We start from the raw sequence: 19,663 nt of genomic DNA, 5'->3' as shown, positions 1-19,663 counted from the left end.
GCAGAGCTCCCACACCTACGCCACCGAACTCCGCATGGGACCATCCCCGCGGGTGCGGGGAGCAGTGCCGGATCCGACTGGCGGGCGCGCTCTCCGAGGGACCATCCCCGCGGGTGCGGGGAGCAGGCCAGCTCCGGTTCGGTGGAAACGGTGCGGTCGGGACCATCCCCGCGGGTGCGGGAGCAGCGGACGTTCGTGCGAGACGACAAGCCCACCGTCGGACCATCCCCGCGGGTGCGGGGAGCAGCCGGCGCCGTACGTCTGAGTGTCCGGGACGTCGGGACCATCCCCGCGGGTGCGGGGAGCAGACGCGGATCACGTCGCCGGGTTCGAGCGCCGGGGGACCATCCCCGCGGGTGCGGGGAGCAGCTTGGCGAGAACCGGAACGACTTCAACCTGGAGGGACCATCCCCGCGGGTGCGGGGAGCAGAGCACGCTCTAGACGAGCAGCAGCACCTTGAGGGGACCATCCCGGTGCGGGGAGCAGCCAGCGCTGGCCGAGACCGAGCCGTACGAAATGGGAACGTCCTCGCGGGTGCGGGGAGCAGCCCTCGTAGGCGCCAACCTAGCCCTTCCAGATGGGACCATCCCCGCGGGTGCGGGGAGCAGGTCGACTCGCGCACGGTCGAGCCCGGTGGTCTGGGACCATGGGCTACCGACGGAATTCTCTGACCTGCGGAAACGTGACCCGAGCTGTGTGGAGCTCCCGCGCTGAAGCGTGAGGGTTCCCGTGTGAACTTCCGTCCGTTAGCGTCGTCGGTCTGGGTGGTCCGTGGTAGTTCCCAGATTGGGAACCGGCTGGACGCGAAGACTTCGAGAGTGGTGAAGAAGTCCGCCAGGAAGCCCCGTCCGAAGCGGCCCCCGATCCGGCTTGGCGAGATCAACACGGGGCAGATCGTGAAGCGCCCTCGGGGATCCCGCGTTGATGCCGCCAAATTCCCTGAAACGCTGGCGGTATCGGTGCTGCAGCTGAGCGGCGCGCGAATCACTCGGGTGATCGGGTGACCGGGCCATGCGGATTGATTGTGGCAGACCGCCCGCGGCAACCAGTCCTCGGACAGAGGCGTCCCAGCGGACATGACGCCCACCGGTACACCGCCTTCCTCGTCTGACCCGCCGCCCTGGCCGCACTGCGCAACCGGCGCGTGGCACGGCGACCCAGTTGGGTGCCGCGGTCGTCAGATAGAGCCGTACCCCGAGTGCCTGGCTCACCTCAGGGAAGCCGATCGGGATCGTTACCTCGGCTACCTGGGCCCTCGCGGCTACCTCGATCTCCGCGGCACTCCCTTCTCTGAGAGCCTGCTGCGGCAACTCTTGGACGCGCTGCGCGATACCGCCACCGGGCAGTCCCGCCTTGCCGAGACCCGGTTCGACGGGGCGCAGTTCTTCGGCACCGCCCGGTTCGACGGGGCGCAGTTCTCCGACACCGAGTTCGGCGGGGCGCAGTTCTCCGACACCGAGTTCGGCGGGGCGCAGTTCTCTGGCGACGCCCGGTTCGCTGGGGCGCAGTTTTCCGGCGACGCCCGGTTCTACAAAGCACAGTTATCCGGCCCCGCTGATTTCGCTGGGGCGCAGTTCTCCGGCGAGGCCCAGTTCGCTGGGGCGCAGGTCTCCGGCACCGCCCAGTTCGGCGGCGCGCAGTTCGAGAAGGAGTCGCTCCTGGGCCCTCTGGTCTGCCAAGGAGCTCTCGTACTTACGGCAGCACGGTTCGGCGGCCCTGTGACTATCGAGGCCGCAGCAACCCGCCTGGTGTGCGAGCGAACCAGGTGGGATTCCACCGCCGCCCTCCGGCTGAGATACGCCGCTGTTGACCTGAGCGATGCGGTGGTCGAGTATCCGCTGAGCGTCACCGCGCAGGCCGCCGCCTTCCATCAGTCCGGAAGAGCCATGGCGGAGGGGGAGCTGGCCAATAGTGATCCAGGGCTGCGCATAGCGTCCCTGCGGGGGGCGGACGCGGCGCATCTGGTGCTCCACAACGTCGACCTCAGCACCTGCATGCTGTCCGGCACCGTGCACCTGGACCAGCTGAGGCTGGAAGGGGACTGCCCCTTCGCACCGGCCCCTTCCGGCCTGCATCGCCGTGGACTGCGCCTGGTGCGTTGGACCGCACGCCGAACGCTGGCCGAGGAACAGCACTGGCGCCAGAACCAGGGATGGACCGGGTGGATGACAGCGCCGGACGGGGTGGAAGTCGTCGAGCCCGCGGGGCTGGCGCCGGTGTACCGGCAGCTACGGAAGTCCTTTGAGGACAGCAAGAATGAGCCGGATGCGGCGGACTTCTACTGGGGCGAGATGGAGATGCGCCGCCACGACCACAAGCGGCCCCGCGCCGAGCGCACGCTGCTCGCCCTGTATTGGGCGATGTCCGGCTACGGTCTGCGGGCCTCGCGCGCATTGGGCTGGCTGCTCGGCGCCATGGCGTCCACCGTACTGATCATGATGCTGTGGGGGCTACCGCTGGACGACCCGAAGCCCGCCACCACCGGACGGCTGACCGGTCAGGACATCTCACTGATCACAGACAACCCCGACCCGGTCAATCCCACCGGACCGCTCCGCTCCCGGCTTACCTCCGAACGGTGGGAGAAGTCTCTGCGGGTCGTGGTGAACTCGGTCGTCTTCCGCTCCTCCGGCCAGGACCTCACCACCGCCGGCACCTACACCGAGATGGCATCCCGGCTGGCCGAACCCGTCCTGCTCGGCCTCGCCGCCCTCGCCATCCGCGGCCGCGTCAAGCGGTAGACAGACCCACCTGATCGCTGTTCCCATGCCCGGCCTGCATTCCGTCACCACACGGATTTCGTCGGTGAGCCGACCATCCCCGCGGGTGCGGGGAGCAGTCTGGTCGGTCCAGCTATATGGAAGGTAGGTCGGGACCATCCCCGCGGGTGCGGGGAGCAGTCGACGGCGCTACGCAGCTGCGCGCCGGCCGTGGGACCATCCCCGCGGGTGCGGGGAGCAGGCTGCTCATCATGCCGGTCTGGGCTCCCAGGAGGGACCATCCCCGCGAGTGCGGGGAACAGGTCTGCTTGTCGATCACCCGCTGAAGCTTCTCGGGCCCATCCCCGCGGGTGCGGGGAGCAGCACGACCAGACGCCGCAGATCGCGCAGGCGTCGGGACCATCCCCGCGGGTGCGGGGAGCAGGCGTTGCTCGCGGTGACCTGCGGGGTGTGCTGGGACCATCCCCGCGGGTGCGGGGAGCAGTCGACCAGCCCGGGCCACTTGGCTTTCGGCACGGGACCATCCCCGCGGGTGCGGGGAGCAGACCAGACCCCGAAATCCCATGTGTACGCGGATGGGACCATCCCCGCGGGTGCGGGGAGCAGTCGACCAGCCCGGGCCACTTGGCTTTCGGCACGGGACCATCCCCGCGGGTGCGGGGAGCAGATCAGGAACCACGTTCCGCCGGTGAGCACCGCGGGACCATCCCCGCGGGTGCAGTTGGAGGCGGAGGTCGAAGACGACGCCGGCGTAGGACCATCCCCGCGGGTGCGGGGAGCAGCCGCGGGTGATGCCGGGATAGGTGGCGTACGCGGGACCATCCCCGCGGGTGCGGGGAGCAGAGTTCCAGGGACGCGGCCTTCTCCCACTCGGCGGGACCATCCCCGCAGGTGCGGGGAGCAGGTCATCGACATCATGAAGAGGCGCAGCAAGTCGGGACCATCCCCGCGGGTGCGGGGAGCAGAGTTCCTGAGCCGGCCGGATCGTACTCTGCTGGGGACCATCCCTGCGGGTGCGGGGAGCAGGTCATTGTCCAGTCAATGGAAACGATCCGTGCGGGACCATCCCCGCGGGCGCGCACGGGGTGATGCCGGGCGGCCACCGTGCCCGCTCGCGGCGCGCCGGGGCGCTGGGGCAAGGGAAGAGACACGGACTCTCGGCCCGGTACACAATGGGGAGTGTTGAGCGGAGGTGAGAGGGATGAGCGTTGCGGCGATTGAGTTTGATCATGAGGGGCCGTGGAGTGCTGCGGACGTTCTCGCGCTGCCCGAGGACCGCCGGGTCCGCTACGAGTTGCTGGGGGAATCCCTCGTGATGTCCCCTGCTCCCGGCCTGCGTCATCAGCGGGCGTCGTTCCGGCTGCATGTTGCACTGGATGCGGCGGCCCGCGCCGTCGGCGCTCCGGTCGAGGTGTTTGAGGCCATCAATGTCACGCTGCCGTCCGGGCTGGTGGTGCCGGACGTTGTGGTGGCCGATGCGGGCGCGACCGTGGAGGACAGTGTCAGTATCGACGCCGAGGCGGTTCAGCTCGTGGTCGAGCTGGTCTCCCCAGGAAACAAGACCATGGACCGGCGTCTCAAGCCCCTGCTCTATGCCGAGGCGGGCATTCCTTCGTACTGGCGGCTGGAGTTCGATCCGTCGCCGCGGCTCGTCGTCGGCGAACTGGAGAACGGACGGTACGTCGAGCGGATCACTGCTCTCGCGGGCGCGTTGACCCGGGTTGACCTCCCGTTCCGGTTCGAGATCGACCCGGCCGGAATCGCCCGGCAGTAGCGGCGGTGCCGAGGCTCTGCAGGTGCAGACCGGCGGTAACTTCGCCGCCGCCATCGAGGGCCAGGCCGCGCTGTGCCGCGAACTGCGGGACGGCTTCACCAGGGTCAACGCCCACTTCGACAGCTTCTCAGCCAGGTGGGGGACATCCCCGCGGGTGCGGGGAGCAGGGCTCCGCATCCCGTCCCGACCATGTGTCGATGGGACCATCCCCGCGGGTGCGGGGAGCAGACCGATCGCCGTGCGAGCGATCGGCAGGAACCGGGACCATCCCCGCAGGTGCGGGGAGCAGTCTTCGGCGTCGAAGAAGGCGGTGCCCTGGAAGGGACCATCCCCGCGGGTGCGGGGAGCAGGGCGGTGCCTTCGATCGCCTGGGCCGGGTCGAGGGACCATCCCCGCGGGTGCGGGGAGCAGCCGGCGAATCGCCATCGAAGGCGCGCTCAAGCTGGACCATCCCCGCGGGTGCGGGGAGCAGTGCCGGGCATCGGCTGCGGCCAGGGCGCGGGCGGGACCATCCCCGCGGGTGCGGGGAGCAGTCAAGACTTTCCCCCTTCCTGCTGTTTTCGGTGGGACCATCCCCGCGGGTGCGGGGAGCAGTCTGCGTGACCTGCGGGTCTGTCGCGTGGAGTGCAGGATTCCGCACACTTTCACCGACTCCGGCAAATCGCCCATGAGTTCCTCGTGGTTGTTGCTCGATCCCTGAGGCTGCAGCAGTGCAAAGCGATCATCGTAAGGCCTGGGACCATCCCCGCGGGTGCGGGGAGCAGCCGTTGACCCAGACCCTGATCCGGTCGTTCCAGGGACCATCCCCGCGGGTGCGGGGAGCAGATGCCGGGCGCCTCTTCCCGGTCGATGGACGGGGGACCATCCCCGCGGGTGCGGGGAGCAGAGCTCGGTGATGGTCTCCGGCGTGACGTGGCCGGGACCATCCCCGCGGGTGCGGGGAGCAGCCCGGTAGGAATGCCGGGCGGATGGCGGGAGCGGACCATCCCCGCGGGTGCGGGGAGCAGCCCGGTAGGAATGCCGGGCGGATGGCGGGAGCGGACCATCCCCGCGGGTGCGGGGAGCAGCTCGTCGCCGCCGACCGTGAGGGCGCCGATCGGGTCGTCGGGACCATCCCCGCGGGTGCGGGGAGCAGACAGGATGACGGACCGGCCGTCCTTGCTCCACGGGACCATCCCCGCGGGTGCGGGGAGCAGCGCGCCATCCAAGTCAGCCGCAAATCATGGGAGGGACCATCCCCGCGGGTGCGGGGAGCAGGGGGTTGCGCAGCTAACTGGTGGGCCTGGCACGGGACCATCCCCGCGGGTGCGGGGAGCAGTACCTGCTTGGCAGGGCCGCTGCGAGTAGCGCGGGACCATCCCCGCGGGTGCGGGGAGCAGCTTCGCCTGGATCTTGGGGCGTTCCTTGAGCGGGGACCATCCCCGCGGGTGCGGGGAGCAGGGCGGTGCCTTCGATCGCCTGGGCCGGGTCGAGGGACCATCCCCGCGGGTGCGGGGAGCAGACAGGGGAGACGGAAATGACCAAGGGCCAGCAGGGACCATCCCCGCGGGTGCGGGGAGCAGGCCTTGATGCCGCAGGCGCAGCACTGGAGGAAGGGACCATCCCCGCGGGTGCGGGGAGCAGTCCGCCCTCCCTCAGTCAGTCGTCTTCGTCGCCGGGACCATCCCCGCGGGTGCGGGGAGCAGAGCGCCCCGGCACTGACCTCCCACGCCGGCCAGGGACCATCCCCGCGGGTGCGGGGAGCAGTGCCGGGCATCGGCTGCGGCCAGGGCGCGGGCGGGACCATCCCCGCGGGTGCGGGGAGCAGTCTGCGTGACCTGCGGGTCTGTCGCGTGGAGTGCAGGATTCCGCACACTTTCACCGACTCCGGCAAATCGCCCATGAGTTCCTCGTGGTTGTTGCTCGATCCCTGAGGCTGCAGCAGTGCAAAGCGATCATCGTAAGGCCTGGGACCATCCCCGCGGGTGCGGGGAGCAGCCGTTGACCCAGACCCTGATCCGGTCGTTCCAGGGACCATCCCCGCGGGTGCGGGGAGCAGATGCCGGGCGCCTCTTCCCGGTCGATGGACGGGGGACCATCCCCGCGGGTGCGGGGAGCAGAGCTCGGTGATGGTCTCCGGCGTGACGTGGCCGGGACCATCCCCGCGGGTGCGGGGAGCAGCCCGGTAGGAATGCCGGGCGGATGGCGGGAGCGGACCATCCCCGCGGGTGCGGGGAGCAGCCCGGTAGGAATGCCGGGCGGATGGCGGGAGCGGACCATCCCCGCGGGTGCGGGGAGCAGCTCGTCGCCGCCGACCGTGAGGGCGCCGATCGGGTCGTCGGGACCATCCCCGCGGGTGCGGGGAGCAGACAGGATGACGGACCGGCCGTCCTTGCTCCACGGGACCATCCCCGCGGGTGCGGGGAGCAGCGCGCCATCCAAGTCAGCCGCAAATCATGGGAGGGACCATCCCCGCGGGTGCGGGGAGCAGCCCAGCGGGCGTAGTAGGCGCGGTTCCCGACCGGGACCATCCCCGCGGGTGCGGGGAGCAGTGGCCCAACTCCGGCAGCACGTCGCGCAAGTCGGGAACATCCCCGCGGGTGCGGGGAGCAGCGCCCCGCCTGACGGCCGCACACATCCGCTGGGGGACCATCCCCGCGGGTGCGGGGAGCAGGGCGTGAAGCGTGGCTCCGGCCCCCTGGTCGCGGGACCATCCCCGCGGGTGCGGGGAGCAGTCCGGTGGCGGCGGGTGATGCTTCTTCTCCGAGGGACCATCCCCGCGGGTGCGGGGAGCAGGTCAGGGCCCAACTCTGCCCGTTTCGGGGCTAGGGACCATCCCTGCGGGTGCGGGGAGCAGCTGGTTCGCCCAGCGGCCCAGGCGGTTCATGTAGGGACCATCCCCGCGGGTGCGGGGAGCAGACCGAGTCCTCGCCAGGCTCGAAGGCGTTCGTGGGACCATCCCCGCGGGTGCGGGGAGCAGAGAACGGCGCGTTCGTCACCGCATTGACCGGAGGGACCATCCCCGCGGGTGCGGGGAGCAGACCCGCTGTCGGTACAGATCGGTGTGCCGGTCGGGACCATCCCCGCGGGTGCGGGGAGCAGCCGGCCTCGGCGCTGGCGACGCCCTCCTTGGTGGGACCATCCCCGCGGGTGCGGGGAGCAGCTCATCTGTCATGTGGACGCCACCTCTCCGGAGGGACCATCCCCGCGGGTGCGGGGAGCAGACGGTCGAGTCGCCGATCGACATGTTCGCCGAGGGACCATCCCCGCGGGTGCGGGGAGCAGCTGGTGTGCTCCGGCCCGCACAGCGAGGTGCGGGGACCATCCCCGCGGGTGCGGGGAGCAGCTCGTCGGAAGGTACTTCACGCACCTTCCGGTGGGACCATCCCCGCGGGTGCGGGGAGCAGATGTTCTTCCACATCCTCGGCGCCGTCGCCGGGACCATCCCCGCGGGTGCGGGGAGCAGCCGACAGCTGCGGCGCCGAAGAAGCCGGCCGTGGGACCATCCCCGCGGGTGCGGGGAGCAGTACTCAAGGCCCTCCGCGACGAGGGCCTGACCGGGACCATCCCCGCGGGTGCGGGGAGCAGTTTCCGGCCGGATCGGCAAGCCGTGGGCCGTCGGGACCATCCCCGCGGGTGCGGGGAGCAGTTGCCGGTCGGCCATGGTCCCCTCCGGGCTCAGGGACCATCCCCGCGGGTGCGGGGAGCAGGCTGCGTGACCTGCAGTTTCATCGCGGGGGCATGCGGGTTTCGCACAGTTTCATTGAGTCCGGCAAATCGCCCATAAAGCCCTCAATGTTCTGTCGGCATCGCCGAGGGTGCAAGGCAAAGCGGTCACTATACGAGGCCGTCCGCATGCTAGTCGGCATCTGTCTCAAGAGCGCGGGCTGACTTCTGGGTTTTTCTCATATAGGCGTCCAGAGCTGTGTTTTCCATGTATTCATCTGGCATGACGGGTGAGGGGGAGTCCCGCTCAGGGCTCAGAGGCAGGCTTGACGGACCGGTGCTGACGGTGTGGGCCAAGCACGACAGGCAGTCTGATGGGTGGCTGCCGCTATGGCGGCACATGGAGGACAGCGCCGCCGTGGCAGGCCTGTTATGGGACTCATGGTTACCGGTGAACGTTCAGCGGTTGATCGCCGGGGCGCTGCCGGGCGGTGCGCCCGATGCCCGGCGTCTTGCGGTGTGGCTGGCGGCGGTGCATGACATCGGGAAGGCGACGCCGGCGTTCGCTTGTCAGGTCGACCAGCTCGCTGACCGAATGCGCGGCCAGGGCCTCGAGATGCGCTCACCCAAGGCGATGGGCCCGGACCGCAGGATTGCGCCACACGGACTGGCCGGTCAGGTGCTGCTGGGGGAGTGGCTCGAGGAACGTCATGGCTGGACGGTGAAGCAGACCGGACAGTTCACGGTCATTGTGGGCGGCCATCACGGCGTGCCTCCGGAGCACGGGCAGATCTTGGCTGTGCACAAGCATGAGCATCTGCTGCGCACCCCCGGGGAGAGCCGTGCGGTGTGGCGGCGGGTGCAGGAGGAACTGCTCGACGCCTGCGCGGACGAGTACGGGGTGCGGGACCGGCTCGGTCAGTGGCGGGTGGTGAAACTGCCGCAGCCCGTCCAGGTGTTGCTCACGGCGCTGGTCATCGTCTCTGACTGGATCGCCAGCAATCCGGACCTGTTCCCGTACTTCCCCGAGGACGTGCGCCGCAGCAGCGAGGAGCGTGTGGCCGCCGCGTGGCAGGGGTTGGACCTGCCCGCGCAATGGATCCCGAGGGAACTGGTCGGAGACGCGCAGGAGCTGTTCGAGTCTCGGTTCGGTCTGCCGTCGGGTGCGCGGGTCCGGCCGGTGCAGGAAGCGGCCGTCGGACTCGCACGGGGGATGGACGAGCCAGGCCTGGTGATCGTCGAGGCGCCGATGGGGGAGGGGAAGACCGAGGCCGCGCTGGCCGCCGCCGAGATCTTCGCCGCCCGTTCCGGTGCGGGCGGCGTGTTTTTCGCGCTGCCGACGATGGCCACCGGCAACGCGATGTTTCCCCGCTTGCTGGACTGGCTGGAGCGGCTGCCCGCCGAGGAGGGGGCACGCCACTCCGTTCTTCTCGCGCACTCCAAGGCAGCTCTCAACGAGGATTTCGCCGGCCTCATACGCCGCGGTGGCCGCATTGCCGCCGTTGACGTGGACGCACCGCCGTCGGCCCGGCGGCGGCCCTCGGACAGCACCCGTGCCGCTCCGGCTGAGCTTGTCGCCCACGCCTGGCTGCGCGGACGCAAGAAGGCGATGCTGTCGTCTTTCGTCGCGGGCACCATCGACCAGCTGCTGTTCGCCGGCCTGAAAAGCCGGCATTTGGCGCTCCGCCACCTCGCGGTCGCCAGCAAGGTCGTCGTCATCGACGAGGCGCATGCCTACGACACGTACATGAGCGTCTACCTCGACCGGGTGCTGTCGTGGCTGGGTGCCTACCGGGTGCCCGTGGTCGTGCTGTCTGCGACGCTGCCTGCGGCCCGGCGGCGGGAGCTGGCAGAGGCGTACGCGGGCAAGGCGACCGGTGGGGCCGCGGCAGCGTTCGACGCCGTCGCCGCGGCCGGCGACTATCCGCTCCTGACGGCCGTCACGCCTGGTGGTACTCCCGTCATGCGGTACCCGGCGGCATCCGCCCGCACCACCGACGTCGAGCTGGAGCGCCTCGAGGACGACCTGGACATCCTGGCCGACCGGCTGGAGACCGAACTCGCAGGCGGCGGTTGCGTCCTCGTCGTGCGCAACACCGTCCGCCGGGTTCTTCAAGCGGCCGCGGTGCTGCGGCAGAGGTTCGGCGACACGATCGTGACCGTCGCCCATTCCTGCTTCATCGACGTCGACCGGGCCGCCAAGGACGCAGACCTGCTCCGGCGCTTCGGGCCGCCTGGCAAGGCCGAGGGCCGGCCCGCAGGAGCGCACATCGTCGTCGCCAGCCAGGTCGCCGAGCAGTCCCTCGACGTCGATTTCGACCTGTTGGTCACCGACCTCGCCCCGGTCGACCTGCTGCTGCAGCGCATGGGGCGCCTCCACCGCCACCTGCGCGGCGGGGAAGGGCAGGCCGACCGGCCTGAGCGGCTGCGCACAGCGCGCTGTCTGGTCACCGGTGTCGACTGGACTGAGGACGTTCCCGAACCGGTGCGCGGATCGGTCGCCGTGTACGGGGCCTATGCGCTGCTGCGTTCCGCCGCCGCTCTGCTGCCGCACCTCAACGGCGGAAACGACGGCCCGCGGCGCCCGGTGCGGCTGCCGAGTGACATCAGTGCGCTGGTGCAGCGCGCTTACGCCGACGGCCCCGACGGCCCGGCCGAATGGGCCGAGTCGCTCGAAGCCGCTCGCGCACGTCACGAGGAGCACCGCGCGGACCAGGCCGAGCGGGCTGCGACCTTCCGGCTCGATGCGGCCGCCAGGCCCGGCAGGCCGCTGTTCGGCTGGGTTGCGGCAGGTGTCGGCGACGCGGACGACACCCCTGCGGGCAAGGCTCAGGTACGCGACAGCCGCGAGAGCCTGGAGGTCGTCGTCGTACAGCGGCGGGCCGACGGCACCCTGGCCACGGTGCCGTGGCTCGAACCGGACCGCAAGGGACGCATGCTGGCAGGGTTGGGGCTGCCCACCGACCAAGTACCGGCAACCCTGGCGGCGCGCACCGCGGCGAGCTGCGGGCTGCGTCTGCCGATTCAGTTCAGCTACGCAGACGTCATGGACCAGGCGATCGACGAGCTCGAGGAACTGCACGTTCGCGCCTGGCAGGTGAAGGACAGCCACTGGCTCGCCGGCCAGTTGATTCTCGCGCTCGACGAGGACTGTCAGACCCATCTGGCAGGGTTCCAGCTCAACTACAGCCAGTCCAATGGTCTCGAGGTGACCCGTGCCTGAAACCGACCAGAGCAGCGGCGGCGGCGTGCTGTCGTTCGAGCTCACCACGCGTCCGTGGATTCCGGTGCTCAGGCTGGACGGCACGCAGGACGACCTCTCGCTGCGGGAGGTCTTCGACCAGGCTGGCCGTCTGCGCCGCGTCGTCGGGGACCTGCCCACCCAGGAGTTCGCGCTGATACGGCTGCTGCTCGCCCTGGCCCACGACGCCCTCGACGGGCCACGCGACATCGACCACTGGGCGGAGTTATGGGTGGACGAGGAGTGCTTGGCTCCCGTAGCTGCCTACCTCGACGAACACCGTGGCCTGTTCGACCTGCTCGCCGCGCACGCACCGTTCTTCCAGGTCGCTGGATTACGCACGGCGAAGGACGAAGTGTTCTCGCTCAACCGGATCGTCGCCGACGTCCCCAACGGCGAGCCGTTTTTCAGCTCGAGAATGCCCTCCGTCGACCGGCTCACCTTCGCCGAGGCCGCCCGCTGGGTCGTCCACGCCCACGCCTACGACACCTCCGGCATCAAGACGGGCACGGTCGGCGATGAGCGTGTCAAGGGCGGCAAGGTGTACCCGCTCGGCGTCGGCTGGGCCGGCAACCTCGGCGGAGTGTTCGCGGAGGGACGCACCCTGCGCGAGACGCTGCTGCTCAACCTGGTCGCGGCCGACACCGGCGGTCTGCGGTTCGATGGCGACGACCGCCCGGCCTGGCGGCGCGAGGTATGCAGCCCCGGGGCAATGCCGCAGCGCCAGCCCTCAGGCGTACGCGACCTGTACACCTGGCAGACCCGCCGCCTGCGGCTCCACTTCGACGCCGACGGCGTGCACGGCGTTGTTCTCGGCTACGGCGACCCCCTCACCGCGCGCAACAAACATACGGTCGAGCCGATGACTGCCTGGCGGCGCAGCAAGGCACAGGAGAAGAAGCACGGAGAGGCACTGGCCTACCTGCCGCGGGAACACGATCCGGCCCGCTCCGCGTGGCGGGGGATCGCCTCACTGATCGCCGACCGGAGCGAAGCTTCGCAGGGCTCGGAGGCCGCAGAGTATCTGCGGCCCGGTGTCCTGGAGTGGATCGCCCGCCTGGTGACGGAAGGGGAACTGGAACGCGGATTCCTCATCCGGGCCAGGGTGATCGGTCCGCAGTACGGCACCCAGCAATCCGTCATCGACGAGATCGTCGATGACCACGTCTCCATGGCTGTCGTCCTGCTCCACAAGCAGGACCGGCACTACGCCGAGCAGGCCGTCGCAGCCGTTGCCGATGCAGACCTTGCGGTCAATGCCCTCGGCGACCTCGCCACCAATCTGGGACGCGCGGCCGGCACCCAGAGCGACGGGCCCCGCTCTGCCGCACGGGATCTCGCCTACGGCCTCCTCGAGGCCCCGTACCGCACTTGGCTCGCCTGCCTCACCGACACCGACGACCCGTACGTGCAGCGCACCGCCTGGCAGCAGCAGGTGTACGAGATCGTCGGCCGGCTCGGTGACCGGCTGATGGATGCGGCCGGGGACGCGGCCTGGCAGGGCCGGACCATACAGCTCAAGCACGGCACTGAGTGGCTCAACTCCGCGCTCGTCGGCAAGTGGTTCCGCGCCGCTCTGCACAAGGGCCTGGGGCGCCCTGACTCCACCGACATGCCGCCGGTCGCGGACGCAGCGCCGGCGCCCGAGACCACCGCGAAGGCACCCGCATGACCACCGTCACCGCACCTGTCACTCCGCGCGAGCGGGTCGCCCGGCTTGCCGCCGACCATATCGACGTCCTGCAGCGGGGCTACCTCGCCGACCAGTCCCACGCCGTCGCGGCCCTCGCCCGACTCCGGCGCGGCGCCGGCCGGGATGCCGGGCAGCTGCCCGACCTGTGGACCCTGATCGAGACCGGTCCCCTGCACCAAACTCCGGACGGCGTTCGGCCGATGAGCGAGAGCGAACTGGTCCGGGCCGAGGACGCCCTGCACGTCGCGCTCACCCTCTACGCCCTGCACCAGCAGTCCCGCCGCTCCGGCATGTACCAAGCCGACCGGTCGGACCGTCGCCGGGGCCTGGGAGCCGCCGTACGCCGGATGATGAAGTCCGGCGAGATCGACGAACCCCTGCGCAAGCGCCTGGTCCGCGCCGGCACCGCCCCCGATCTGCCTGCCCTCGCCCAGCGGCTGCGCGACATCGTCGTCCTGCTGCGCCGCGGGGACATCGAGCTCGACTACGCGCTGCTCGCAGGGCAGCTCTACACCTGGCAGTGGCCTGGTGGCGCAGACGCCGTCCGTAGGGAGTGGGGCCGTTCCTTCCACGCCTGGTACGACAAGCCCAAGGACGGCGGTCCGCCCTCTGCCGCCGGCCCTGCTGCAGATACCGACACCACCACGGACACCGACAAGGACGCCTCGTGAACCGCATCTTCCTCGACGTGCACGCCCTGCAGACCGTCCCGCCCAGCAACCTCAACCGCGACGACACCGGCGCGCCGAAGACGGCGGTGTACGGGGGAGTGCCGCGCGCCCGCGTCTCCAGCCAGGCTTGGAAGCGGGCGACCCGCACCTACTTCAAGGACGAGCATCTGCTGGACGCGAGCGAACTCGGCGTGCGGACCAAGAAGATTGTGGAGGCGGTCGCCAGCCGGATCACGGCCCTCGATCCCTCGCTCACGCGTGAGACCGCGCTGCGGATCGCGGACGAGACTGTGAAGGCTACCGGCCTGAAGACCGACGTTCCCACGCGCAAGGCGACGGCCGCCAAAGCAGCCGAGCCGGACCCGGCGCCCGAGGCGAAGTACCTGGTGTTCCTCAGCGCCCGCCAACTCGAGGGCCTGGCCCGCCTCGCCGTCGACGGCGCAGCCGATATCACGGCGTACCTGAAGGACAAGAAGAGCAAGGACAAGGCCAAGGAGATCGCCGACACCCGCCACTCCGTCGATATCGCCCTGTTCGGCCGCATGGTGGCCGACGCCGCCGACATCAACGTCGACGCCGCCGTCCAGGTCGCTCACGCCATCAGCGTCCACCGTGTCGAGAACGAGTCCGACTACTACACCGCCGTCGACGACGAGAACACCGACGAGGAGACCGGTGCCGGCATGATCGGCACCGTCGACTTCAACTCCGCCACCCTCTACCGCTACGCAGCGCTCGGCGTTCACCAGCTCGCCGCCAACCTCGGCCAGGGCCTGCGCGAGGACGAGCCGCGTACCGACCCGGTCCGCCGGGCCGTCGAGGCTTTCGTCCACGGCTTCGTCGCCTCGCTGCCCACCGGCAAGATCAACACTTTCGGGCACCACACGCTGCCGGACGCCGTGATCGTCAAGCTGCGCACCACCCGGCCCGTCAGCTTCGTCGCAGCCTTCGAGGATCCGGTGCGCGGCGACCAGGGCGGCCACGTTCGCGAGGCGTCCGAGCGCCTGGCCGAATACATCCCCGACATCGAACGCGCCTACGGCGACGAGGACTCCACCCTCACCTGGGTGCTGCGCGTCGGCCCGAACACCCAGAGGCTGGGCGGGATCGGCACCGAGTCCGAGAACCTCGGCGAGCTCGTCGCCTCGGTTGGCCAGGCCGTTGCCGAGCGCCTGGAGAAGCCCGCATGAGTGTGCTCACCCTGCGGCTTGCGGGCCCCCTGCAGTCCTGGGGGGCCTCCGCCCGCTTCACCCGCCGCACGACCGAGTCCGCGCCGACCAAGAGCGGCGTCGTCGGCATGCTCGCCGCCGCGGCCGGCATCGAACGGGGGGACGATGAGAGGCTGGAGCCGCTGGCGGCGCTGAGGTTCGGCGTACGGATCGACCAGCCCGGCACTCGGGTACGGGACTTCCACACCGCGCACCACGGCGTCACCGGCAAGTCCATGCCGCTGTCCGAGCGCTTCTACCTCGCCGATGCCGTCTTCGTCGCCGCTCTCGAAGGCGACCGCACGCTCCTCGCCGCGCTGCACGCCGCGCTGCGCGCACCCGTGTACGCGCCCTACCTAGGCCGCCGCTCCTGCCCGCCCGCCCTACCGATCGAACTCGCTCTCCACGCCAGCGTCACCTCCCTCCACCAGGCCCTGCAGGACGAGCCGTGGCAGGCGGCGCCCTGGTACCGCAGGCAGCGCCGCCGCGATGCCACCGTGTCGCTGGCCGTTTTGCGCGAGGCCGACGATCACGAGCACCACGCGGACGTCCTGCGCGACCAGCCCCTCAGCTTCGCCGCCGAACACCGCCGCCACGCCCTGCGCACCGTCCTCAGCACAACCGTGGAAGTCCCCAACCCGGCTGCCGCACCCACTCGCTCGGCGCCCCGGCACGATCCGTTCGATGCTCTGGAGGAAGAGAGCGCCCGATGTTCCTGACCCGCTTCCGAGTGAACACCGCGCGCCCCGGTGCCCGCCGTCTGCTCTTCTCACCTCAGGTCCTGCACGCGGCCGTCATGTCGTCGTTCCCCGGACTCCTGCCCACAGACTCTTCAACCCCCGACGCTCCCCGCGTGCTGTGGCGCCTCGACCACAACGCGCGCGCCGAGGTGATGCTGTACATCGTCAGCCCGGCCCGGCCCGATCTGACCCACCTTGTCGAGCAGGCTGGCTGGCCGGCGGCGGCCGCCGATCCGGACACCCCCGGGTGGCAGAGCAAGCCCTACGGCCCACTCCTGGACCGTCTTGCCGCGGGCGACACGTGGGCGTTCCGCCTGACGGCCAATCCGGTCCACCACATCAGGCGCAAGGACGACGAACCGCGAAAGCGCACTGCTCACCTCACACCCGTCCACCAGATGTCCTGGCTCCTCGACCGCCAGGAACGCTGTGGCTTCCGCATCCTCGAGAAGCCCGACAGTAAGCGGCTCCTGCCTGGCGGAATAACGCACATGAAGCAGGAACACCACGGCGACCGGTACGAGTTGAACGTCCGCGACCGGCGGGACCTGGCTTTCGACAAGTCCCGCGAACAAAAGGCCTCGAAGGGGCGCCCCGTCAGCCTGGTAACCGTCACCTTCGACGGCCGCCTCGAGGTCATCGACCCCGAAGCACTGCGCCGCACCCTCACCCAAGGACTCGGCCGGGCCAAGGCGTACGGCTGCGGCCTGATGACCCTGGCACCCCTGCCCGTTGGCAGGTGAGCACGTGACAACCGTCTCGCGGCGCGCAGCTCTCACGCCGCGCCACCTCACCCGCACCAGCGAACGGGTGTCCTTCATCTATCTCGAGCGGTGCACGGTCCACCGGGATGCCAACGCTATAACCGCCGAGGATGCCGACGGCACCACCCACATCCCGTCGGCGACGATCGGCACGCTCCTCCTCGGCCCAGGCACCCGTATCACCCACCAAGCGATGAGCGTGCTGGGGGAGACCGGCGCGGCTGTCGCCTGGGTGGGGGAGCAGGGCGTGCGCTATTACGCCGGCGGCCGCGCTCTGACCCGCTCATCAGCGCTCGCGGAGGCACAGGCCGTCCAATGGGCCAACGCCCGCAACCGCCTTGCTGTCGCCCGCGCGATGTACCGCCTGCGCTTCCCCGACGAGGACCCGGCCGGGCTCACCCGCCACGAGCTGCTCGGCCGCGAAGGCCGACGAGTCAAAGACTGCTACCGGGCGCAGGCTGCGCGCACCGGAATCCCGTGGCGCGGCCGTAAGTACGCCCCGGGCGACTTCGCCGGCAGCGACCCAGTCAACCAGGCACTCACCGCGGCCGCCCAGTGCATGTACGGCATCGCCCACGCCGTCGTGGCATCCCTGGGGTGCAGTACCGCACTGGGCTTCATCCACTCCGGCCACGAACTCTCCTTCGTCCTGGACATCGCCGATCTCTACAAGACCGAACTAGGCATCCCCCTGGCCTTCGACATTGCGACGGAGGACCCCGAAGACGTCGGCCCGCGCACCCGCCGCGCCCTGCGCGACCGCATCAACGAAACGTCCCTGCTGGACCGCTGCGTCGACGACATCAAGCGCCTCCTCCTGCCGGAGACCAAGAGCAGTGCAGGGCTCAGCGACCAGGACGTTGTCACGCTGCAAAGCGACAGAGGCAACCAGGTCGCCGCCGGACGCAACTACGGAGACAGCAGCGTCGAGGACGAGGTGATGACCTGGTGACCGTGATCGTCCTCACCAACTGCCCCGCGGGGCTGCGGGGTTTCCTCACCCGCTGGCTCCTGGAGATCTCCGCGGGCGTGTTCATCGGCAACCCGTCGGCAAGAATCCGCGACGCCCTGTGGGAGGAAGTAAGACAGTACGCGGGCCAGGGCCGCGCCCTCCTCGCCCACACGACCAACAACGAGCAGGGATTCACCTTCCGGACCCACGACCACGGCTGGCACCCCGTCGACCACGAGGGCCTGACCCTGATCCGGCGCCCGAACGCCAACCCCGCACCGACGACGACCGCACCGAAACCGGGCTGGAGCACGGCAGCCAAACGACGCCGCTTCGGAAGGAGCTGAATTACTCCTTTGTCAGCTTTGGTTGAGTTGTCGGAATCAACCCATGCTAAAGGGGCAGCTCACGCAGTCTGCTCCCCGCACCCGCGGGGATGGTCCCCCTCGACAAAGGGTCTCGGATGTCCGCCTACTCGCCCAGTCCACGGAGCCGTGAGGCTAGAGGCTGCGCTGCCAGGCTCGGCAGATTGGCAGCGCAGCCGAGGAAGAACGCTGTGACCGGTTGGGGCCGTGTCGCGGCGACAGCGGTGGGGTACGGCTGTCTGCATCGGCCATCAGGGGGAGGGGCTGGGGTGGGAAAGGCGAGCCGGGGCAAGCGGGAGCGGAGCCGCGAGAAGGCGGGCCAGTGGACGGCGTCCGGCTGGGGCCGCGCTGCGCACAGGGCGAGGCGGGAATCTCTGCGGCTTCTGCAGGGTAATCCGTGGGTGCGCGCCATGCTGACGGAGAACCTCAACAATGTCGTGTCGGAGATGCACAGCGTGCTGGTAGACAGCGACGCGCCCGCCGGCAAGGAGTGGGACTTGGCCTTCTCTTTGGTGCTGGGCAAGCAGGGGGTGCGGCCGCCATGGCCGCGTGGCCCGCAGGAGGCAGCCGACTGGCAGATGAAGCAGATCCGGCGCCTGCTCAGGGACGCGGAGGTGTTCGTCATCTCTCCCGCAGCGCACGCTGCGGTGATGGCCGCCGCGGCGACGCTCGAGCCGGCTGACCTCAGCACGCTGGACCGGGATCGGGACATCGTGACGCCCAACGGACTCCTGGTACTGCCCGAACCCGTGGTGATCGTCAATCGCATTGGTTCGCTGTCGGACACTGCGGCCTTCGGCTGGCAGTTCACCGTTCAGCACCAGATCCTGCCCCCAGCCCAGTACCCGGGCGTGCGGGTCACCACGTTCATGGACCGCGACGGTCCCGTCCAGCCGGCCGAATGGCGTCTCGCCGTCGCGCACGCGCGGGCCAGTGGGACGCCGTTCCCGCCGTTGGTACCCGACGGCATGTACGGGATCCGGGGAGACGGCTGCCTCGCGGAGGAGAGCAGCGAAACCCTGACTGCTCTCTCCGCTTAGCACCGCGAGCTGCAGACGGCCTTGAACCAGGCATCCCAGTGGCGTGCGGAGCCGGTTCCCGAGATCGGAGAGTGGGGCGGTGGTCGAGTCGATGACACATACGACGACTTCACCGGCCGCTACATGTTCGCCTTCTGGCGGCTGATCGCCCAGGGCGTCACGGCCATCGGGCCAACTGCGCACAAGCCGCCCGCAGGCCAGGCATCTCAGGGCCGCCCCTCAGCGCCGCACGATCCCGATGTCCGGATCATCCGGCTCACCAGCCAGGTGCCCGCGCAACGCGCCACGGACGAGAACGAAGAGAACAAGCGGGTCTACCACCACCGGTGGCCCGTACGGATGCACAAGGTCCGCCAGTGGTACCCCAGCCGACAGGAACACCGCGTGATCTGGCGAGGCCCGTACATCAAAGGTCCCGCCGATGCTCCTCTCATGGTCGGGGAGAAGGCATACCTCATCGACCCGTAGGTCATGGCCACGCCGAGGGTTCTGGGTGTCAGGAACGGCGGCCCGCGACGTCGTGGTGGCGTACGGCGAGCACCCCGAGACCTGCCCGGTGCGCTGCTGGCTGGCCTGGAAGGAAGCCGCCGGCTTCGACGGCGGCCCGGCCTTCCGCCCCATCGACCAGTGGGGCAACCTCTCCGACAGGCGGCTCGGCCCGGACGCGAAGATGTCATCCTCGACGTCGACCACCCCGACATCGAGAACTTCATCGAGACCAAGGTGAAGGAAGAGGAGAAGATCCGCGCCCTGCGTGACGCGGGCGTCGACATCCGTCTCGGGGATCACCGGAACGGTGGTTGGTGCCCCGACCCACAACACGGAGGCTGCGGCCACCGTGGGCGCCAT

The 19,663-nt window shown here is 70.0% G+C and carries 14 protein-coding genes and 6 CRISPR repeat arrays (1 of these 20 only partly in view); all 14 genes read left to right on the top strand.

What is annotated here, in order from left to right; genetic code table 11:
- Nucleotides 1–126: a CRISPR direct-repeat array (repeat unit 29 nt; unit sequence GGGACCATCCCCGCGGGTGCGGGGAGCAG); it reaches 452 nt to the left of the window's first position.
- Nucleotides 127–819: 693 nt separating this feature from the next.
- The 14 genes from OG735_RS41280 (at nucleotide 820) to OG735_RS41215 (ending at nucleotide 19,541) form a co-directional block, all read left to right on the top strand.
- The gene (locus OG735_RS41280; RefSeq protein ID WP_327328708.1) at nucleotides 820–1,005 is read left to right on the top strand and encodes a hypothetical protein; all 186 of its coding nucleotides are present in this window, start codon (nucleotides 820–822) and stop codon (nucleotides 1,003–1,005) included.
- A 72-nt stretch (nucleotides 1,006–1,077) separates the two neighbouring features.
- Nucleotides 1,078–2,742 (top strand): pentapeptide repeat-containing protein, encoded by a 1,665-nt coding sequence (locus OG735_RS41275; protein WP_327328707.1) that lies wholly within the window; start codon nucleotides 1,078–1,080, stop codon nucleotides 2,740–2,742.
- 69 nt (nucleotides 2,743–2,811) lie between these two features.
- Nucleotides 2,812–3,388: a CRISPR direct-repeat array (repeat unit 29 nt; unit sequence GGGACCATCCCCGCGGGTGCGGGGAGCAG).
- Between the two features lie 85 nt (nucleotides 3,389–3,473).
- A CRISPR array of direct repeats spans nucleotides 3,474–3,747; the repeat unit is 29 nt; unit sequence GGGACCATCCCCGCGGGTGCGGGGAGCAG.
- Between the two features lie 175 nt (nucleotides 3,748–3,922).
- On the top strand, nucleotides 3,923–4,495 hold the full coding sequence (locus tag OG735_RS41270) for a Uma2 family endonuclease (RefSeq protein WP_327328706.1): 573 nt from the start codon (nucleotides 3,923–3,925) through the stop codon (nucleotides 4,493–4,495).
- A gap of 137 nt (nucleotides 4,496–4,632) precedes the next feature.
- Nucleotides 4,633–5,089: a CRISPR direct-repeat array (repeat unit 29 nt; unit sequence GGGACCATCCCCGCGGGTGCGGGGAGCAG).
- A 140-nt stretch (nucleotides 5,090–5,229) separates the two neighbouring features.
- A CRISPR array of direct repeats spans nucleotides 5,230–6,302; the repeat unit is 29 nt; unit sequence GGGACCATCCCCGCGGGTGCGGGGAGCAG.
- A 140-nt stretch (nucleotides 6,303–6,442) separates the two neighbouring features.
- A CRISPR array of direct repeats spans nucleotides 6,443–8,184; the repeat unit is 29 nt; unit sequence GGGACCATCCCCGCGGGTGCGGGGAGCAG.
- A 239-nt stretch (nucleotides 8,185–8,423) separates the two neighbouring features.
- Nucleotides 8,424–11,363, top strand: coding sequence for a CRISPR-associated helicase Cas3' (cas3, locus tag OG735_RS41265; protein ID WP_442812651.1), 2,940 nt, complete (start codon nucleotides 8,424–8,426; stop codon nucleotides 11,361–11,363).
- On the top strand, nucleotides 11,356–13,053 hold the full coding sequence (gene casA, locus OG735_RS41260; RefSeq protein ID WP_327328704.1) for a type I-E CRISPR-associated protein Cse1/CasA: 1,698 nt from the start codon (nucleotides 11,356–11,358) through the stop codon (nucleotides 13,051–13,053). The genes cas3 and casA overlap by 8 nt, the downstream gene beginning before the upstream one ends.
- Nucleotides 13,050–13,745: a type I-E CRISPR-associated protein Cse2/CasB gene (gene casB, locus OG735_RS41255; protein ID WP_327328703.1), complete on the top strand. Its 696-nt coding sequence runs from the start codon at nucleotides 13,050–13,052 to the stop codon at nucleotides 13,743–13,745. The genes casA and casB overlap by 4 nt, the downstream gene beginning before the upstream one ends.
- Complete coding sequence (cas7e, locus tag OG735_RS41250; RefSeq protein WP_327328702.1) at nucleotides 13,742–14,935, top strand: type I-E CRISPR-associated protein Cas7/Cse4/CasC; 1,194 nt, start codon at nucleotides 13,742–13,744, stop codon at nucleotides 14,933–14,935. The genes casB and cas7e overlap by 4 nt, the downstream gene beginning before the upstream one ends.
- Nucleotides 14,932–15,672 (top strand): type I-E CRISPR-associated protein Cas5/CasD, encoded by a 741-nt coding sequence (cas5e, locus tag OG735_RS41245; protein ID WP_327328701.1) that lies wholly within the window; start codon nucleotides 14,932–14,934, stop codon nucleotides 15,670–15,672. Before cas7e ends, cas5e begins: the two co-directional genes overlap by 4 nt.
- Nucleotides 15,663–16,436, top strand: a complete 774-nt coding sequence (gene cas6e / locus OG735_RS41240; protein WP_327328700.1) for a type I-E CRISPR-associated protein Cas6/Cse3/CasE — start codon at nucleotides 15,663–15,665, stop codon at nucleotides 16,434–16,436. The genes cas5e and cas6e overlap by 10 nt, the downstream gene beginning before the upstream one ends.
- Before the next feature lie 4 nt (nucleotides 16,437–16,440).
- Entirely contained in the window at nucleotides 16,441–17,409 is a 969-nt protein-coding gene (gene cas1e, locus OG735_RS41235; protein WP_327328699.1) for a type I-E CRISPR-associated endonuclease Cas1e, read from the top strand.
- Nucleotides 17,406–17,756, top strand: coding sequence for a type I-E CRISPR-associated endoribonuclease Cas2e (cas2e, locus tag OG735_RS41230; protein WP_327328698.1), 351 nt, complete (start codon nucleotides 17,406–17,408; stop codon nucleotides 17,754–17,756). The genes cas1e and cas2e overlap by 4 nt, the downstream gene beginning before the upstream one ends.
- A gap of 428 nt (nucleotides 17,757–18,184) precedes the next feature.
- Nucleotides 18,185–18,814 carry a hypothetical protein gene (locus OG735_RS41225; RefSeq protein ID WP_327328697.1) on the top strand — a complete coding sequence of 210 codons (630 nt, stop codon included), beginning with the start codon at nucleotides 18,185–18,187 and terminating at the stop codon, nucleotides 18,812–18,814.
- A 21-nt stretch (nucleotides 18,815–18,835) separates the two neighbouring features.
- Nucleotides 18,836–19,282, top strand: a complete 447-nt coding sequence (locus OG735_RS41220; protein ID WP_327328696.1) for a hypothetical protein — start codon at nucleotides 18,836–18,838, stop codon at nucleotides 19,280–19,282.
- Nucleotides 19,283–19,307: 25 nt separating this feature from the next.
- The gene (locus OG735_RS41215; protein ID WP_327328695.1) at nucleotides 19,308–19,541 is read left to right on the top strand and encodes a hypothetical protein; all 234 of its coding nucleotides are present in this window, start codon (nucleotides 19,308–19,310) and stop codon (nucleotides 19,539–19,541) included.
- Nucleotides 19,542–19,663 lie beyond the last annotated feature (122 nt).

Source organism: Streptomyces sp. NBC_01210 (assembly GCF_036010325.1).
Lineage (GTDB): Bacteria > Actinomycetota > Actinomycetes > Streptomycetales > Streptomycetaceae > Streptomyces.
Note: the sequence above shows the minus strand (reverse complement) of the source record. Positions and strands in the feature narration are given on the sequence as shown.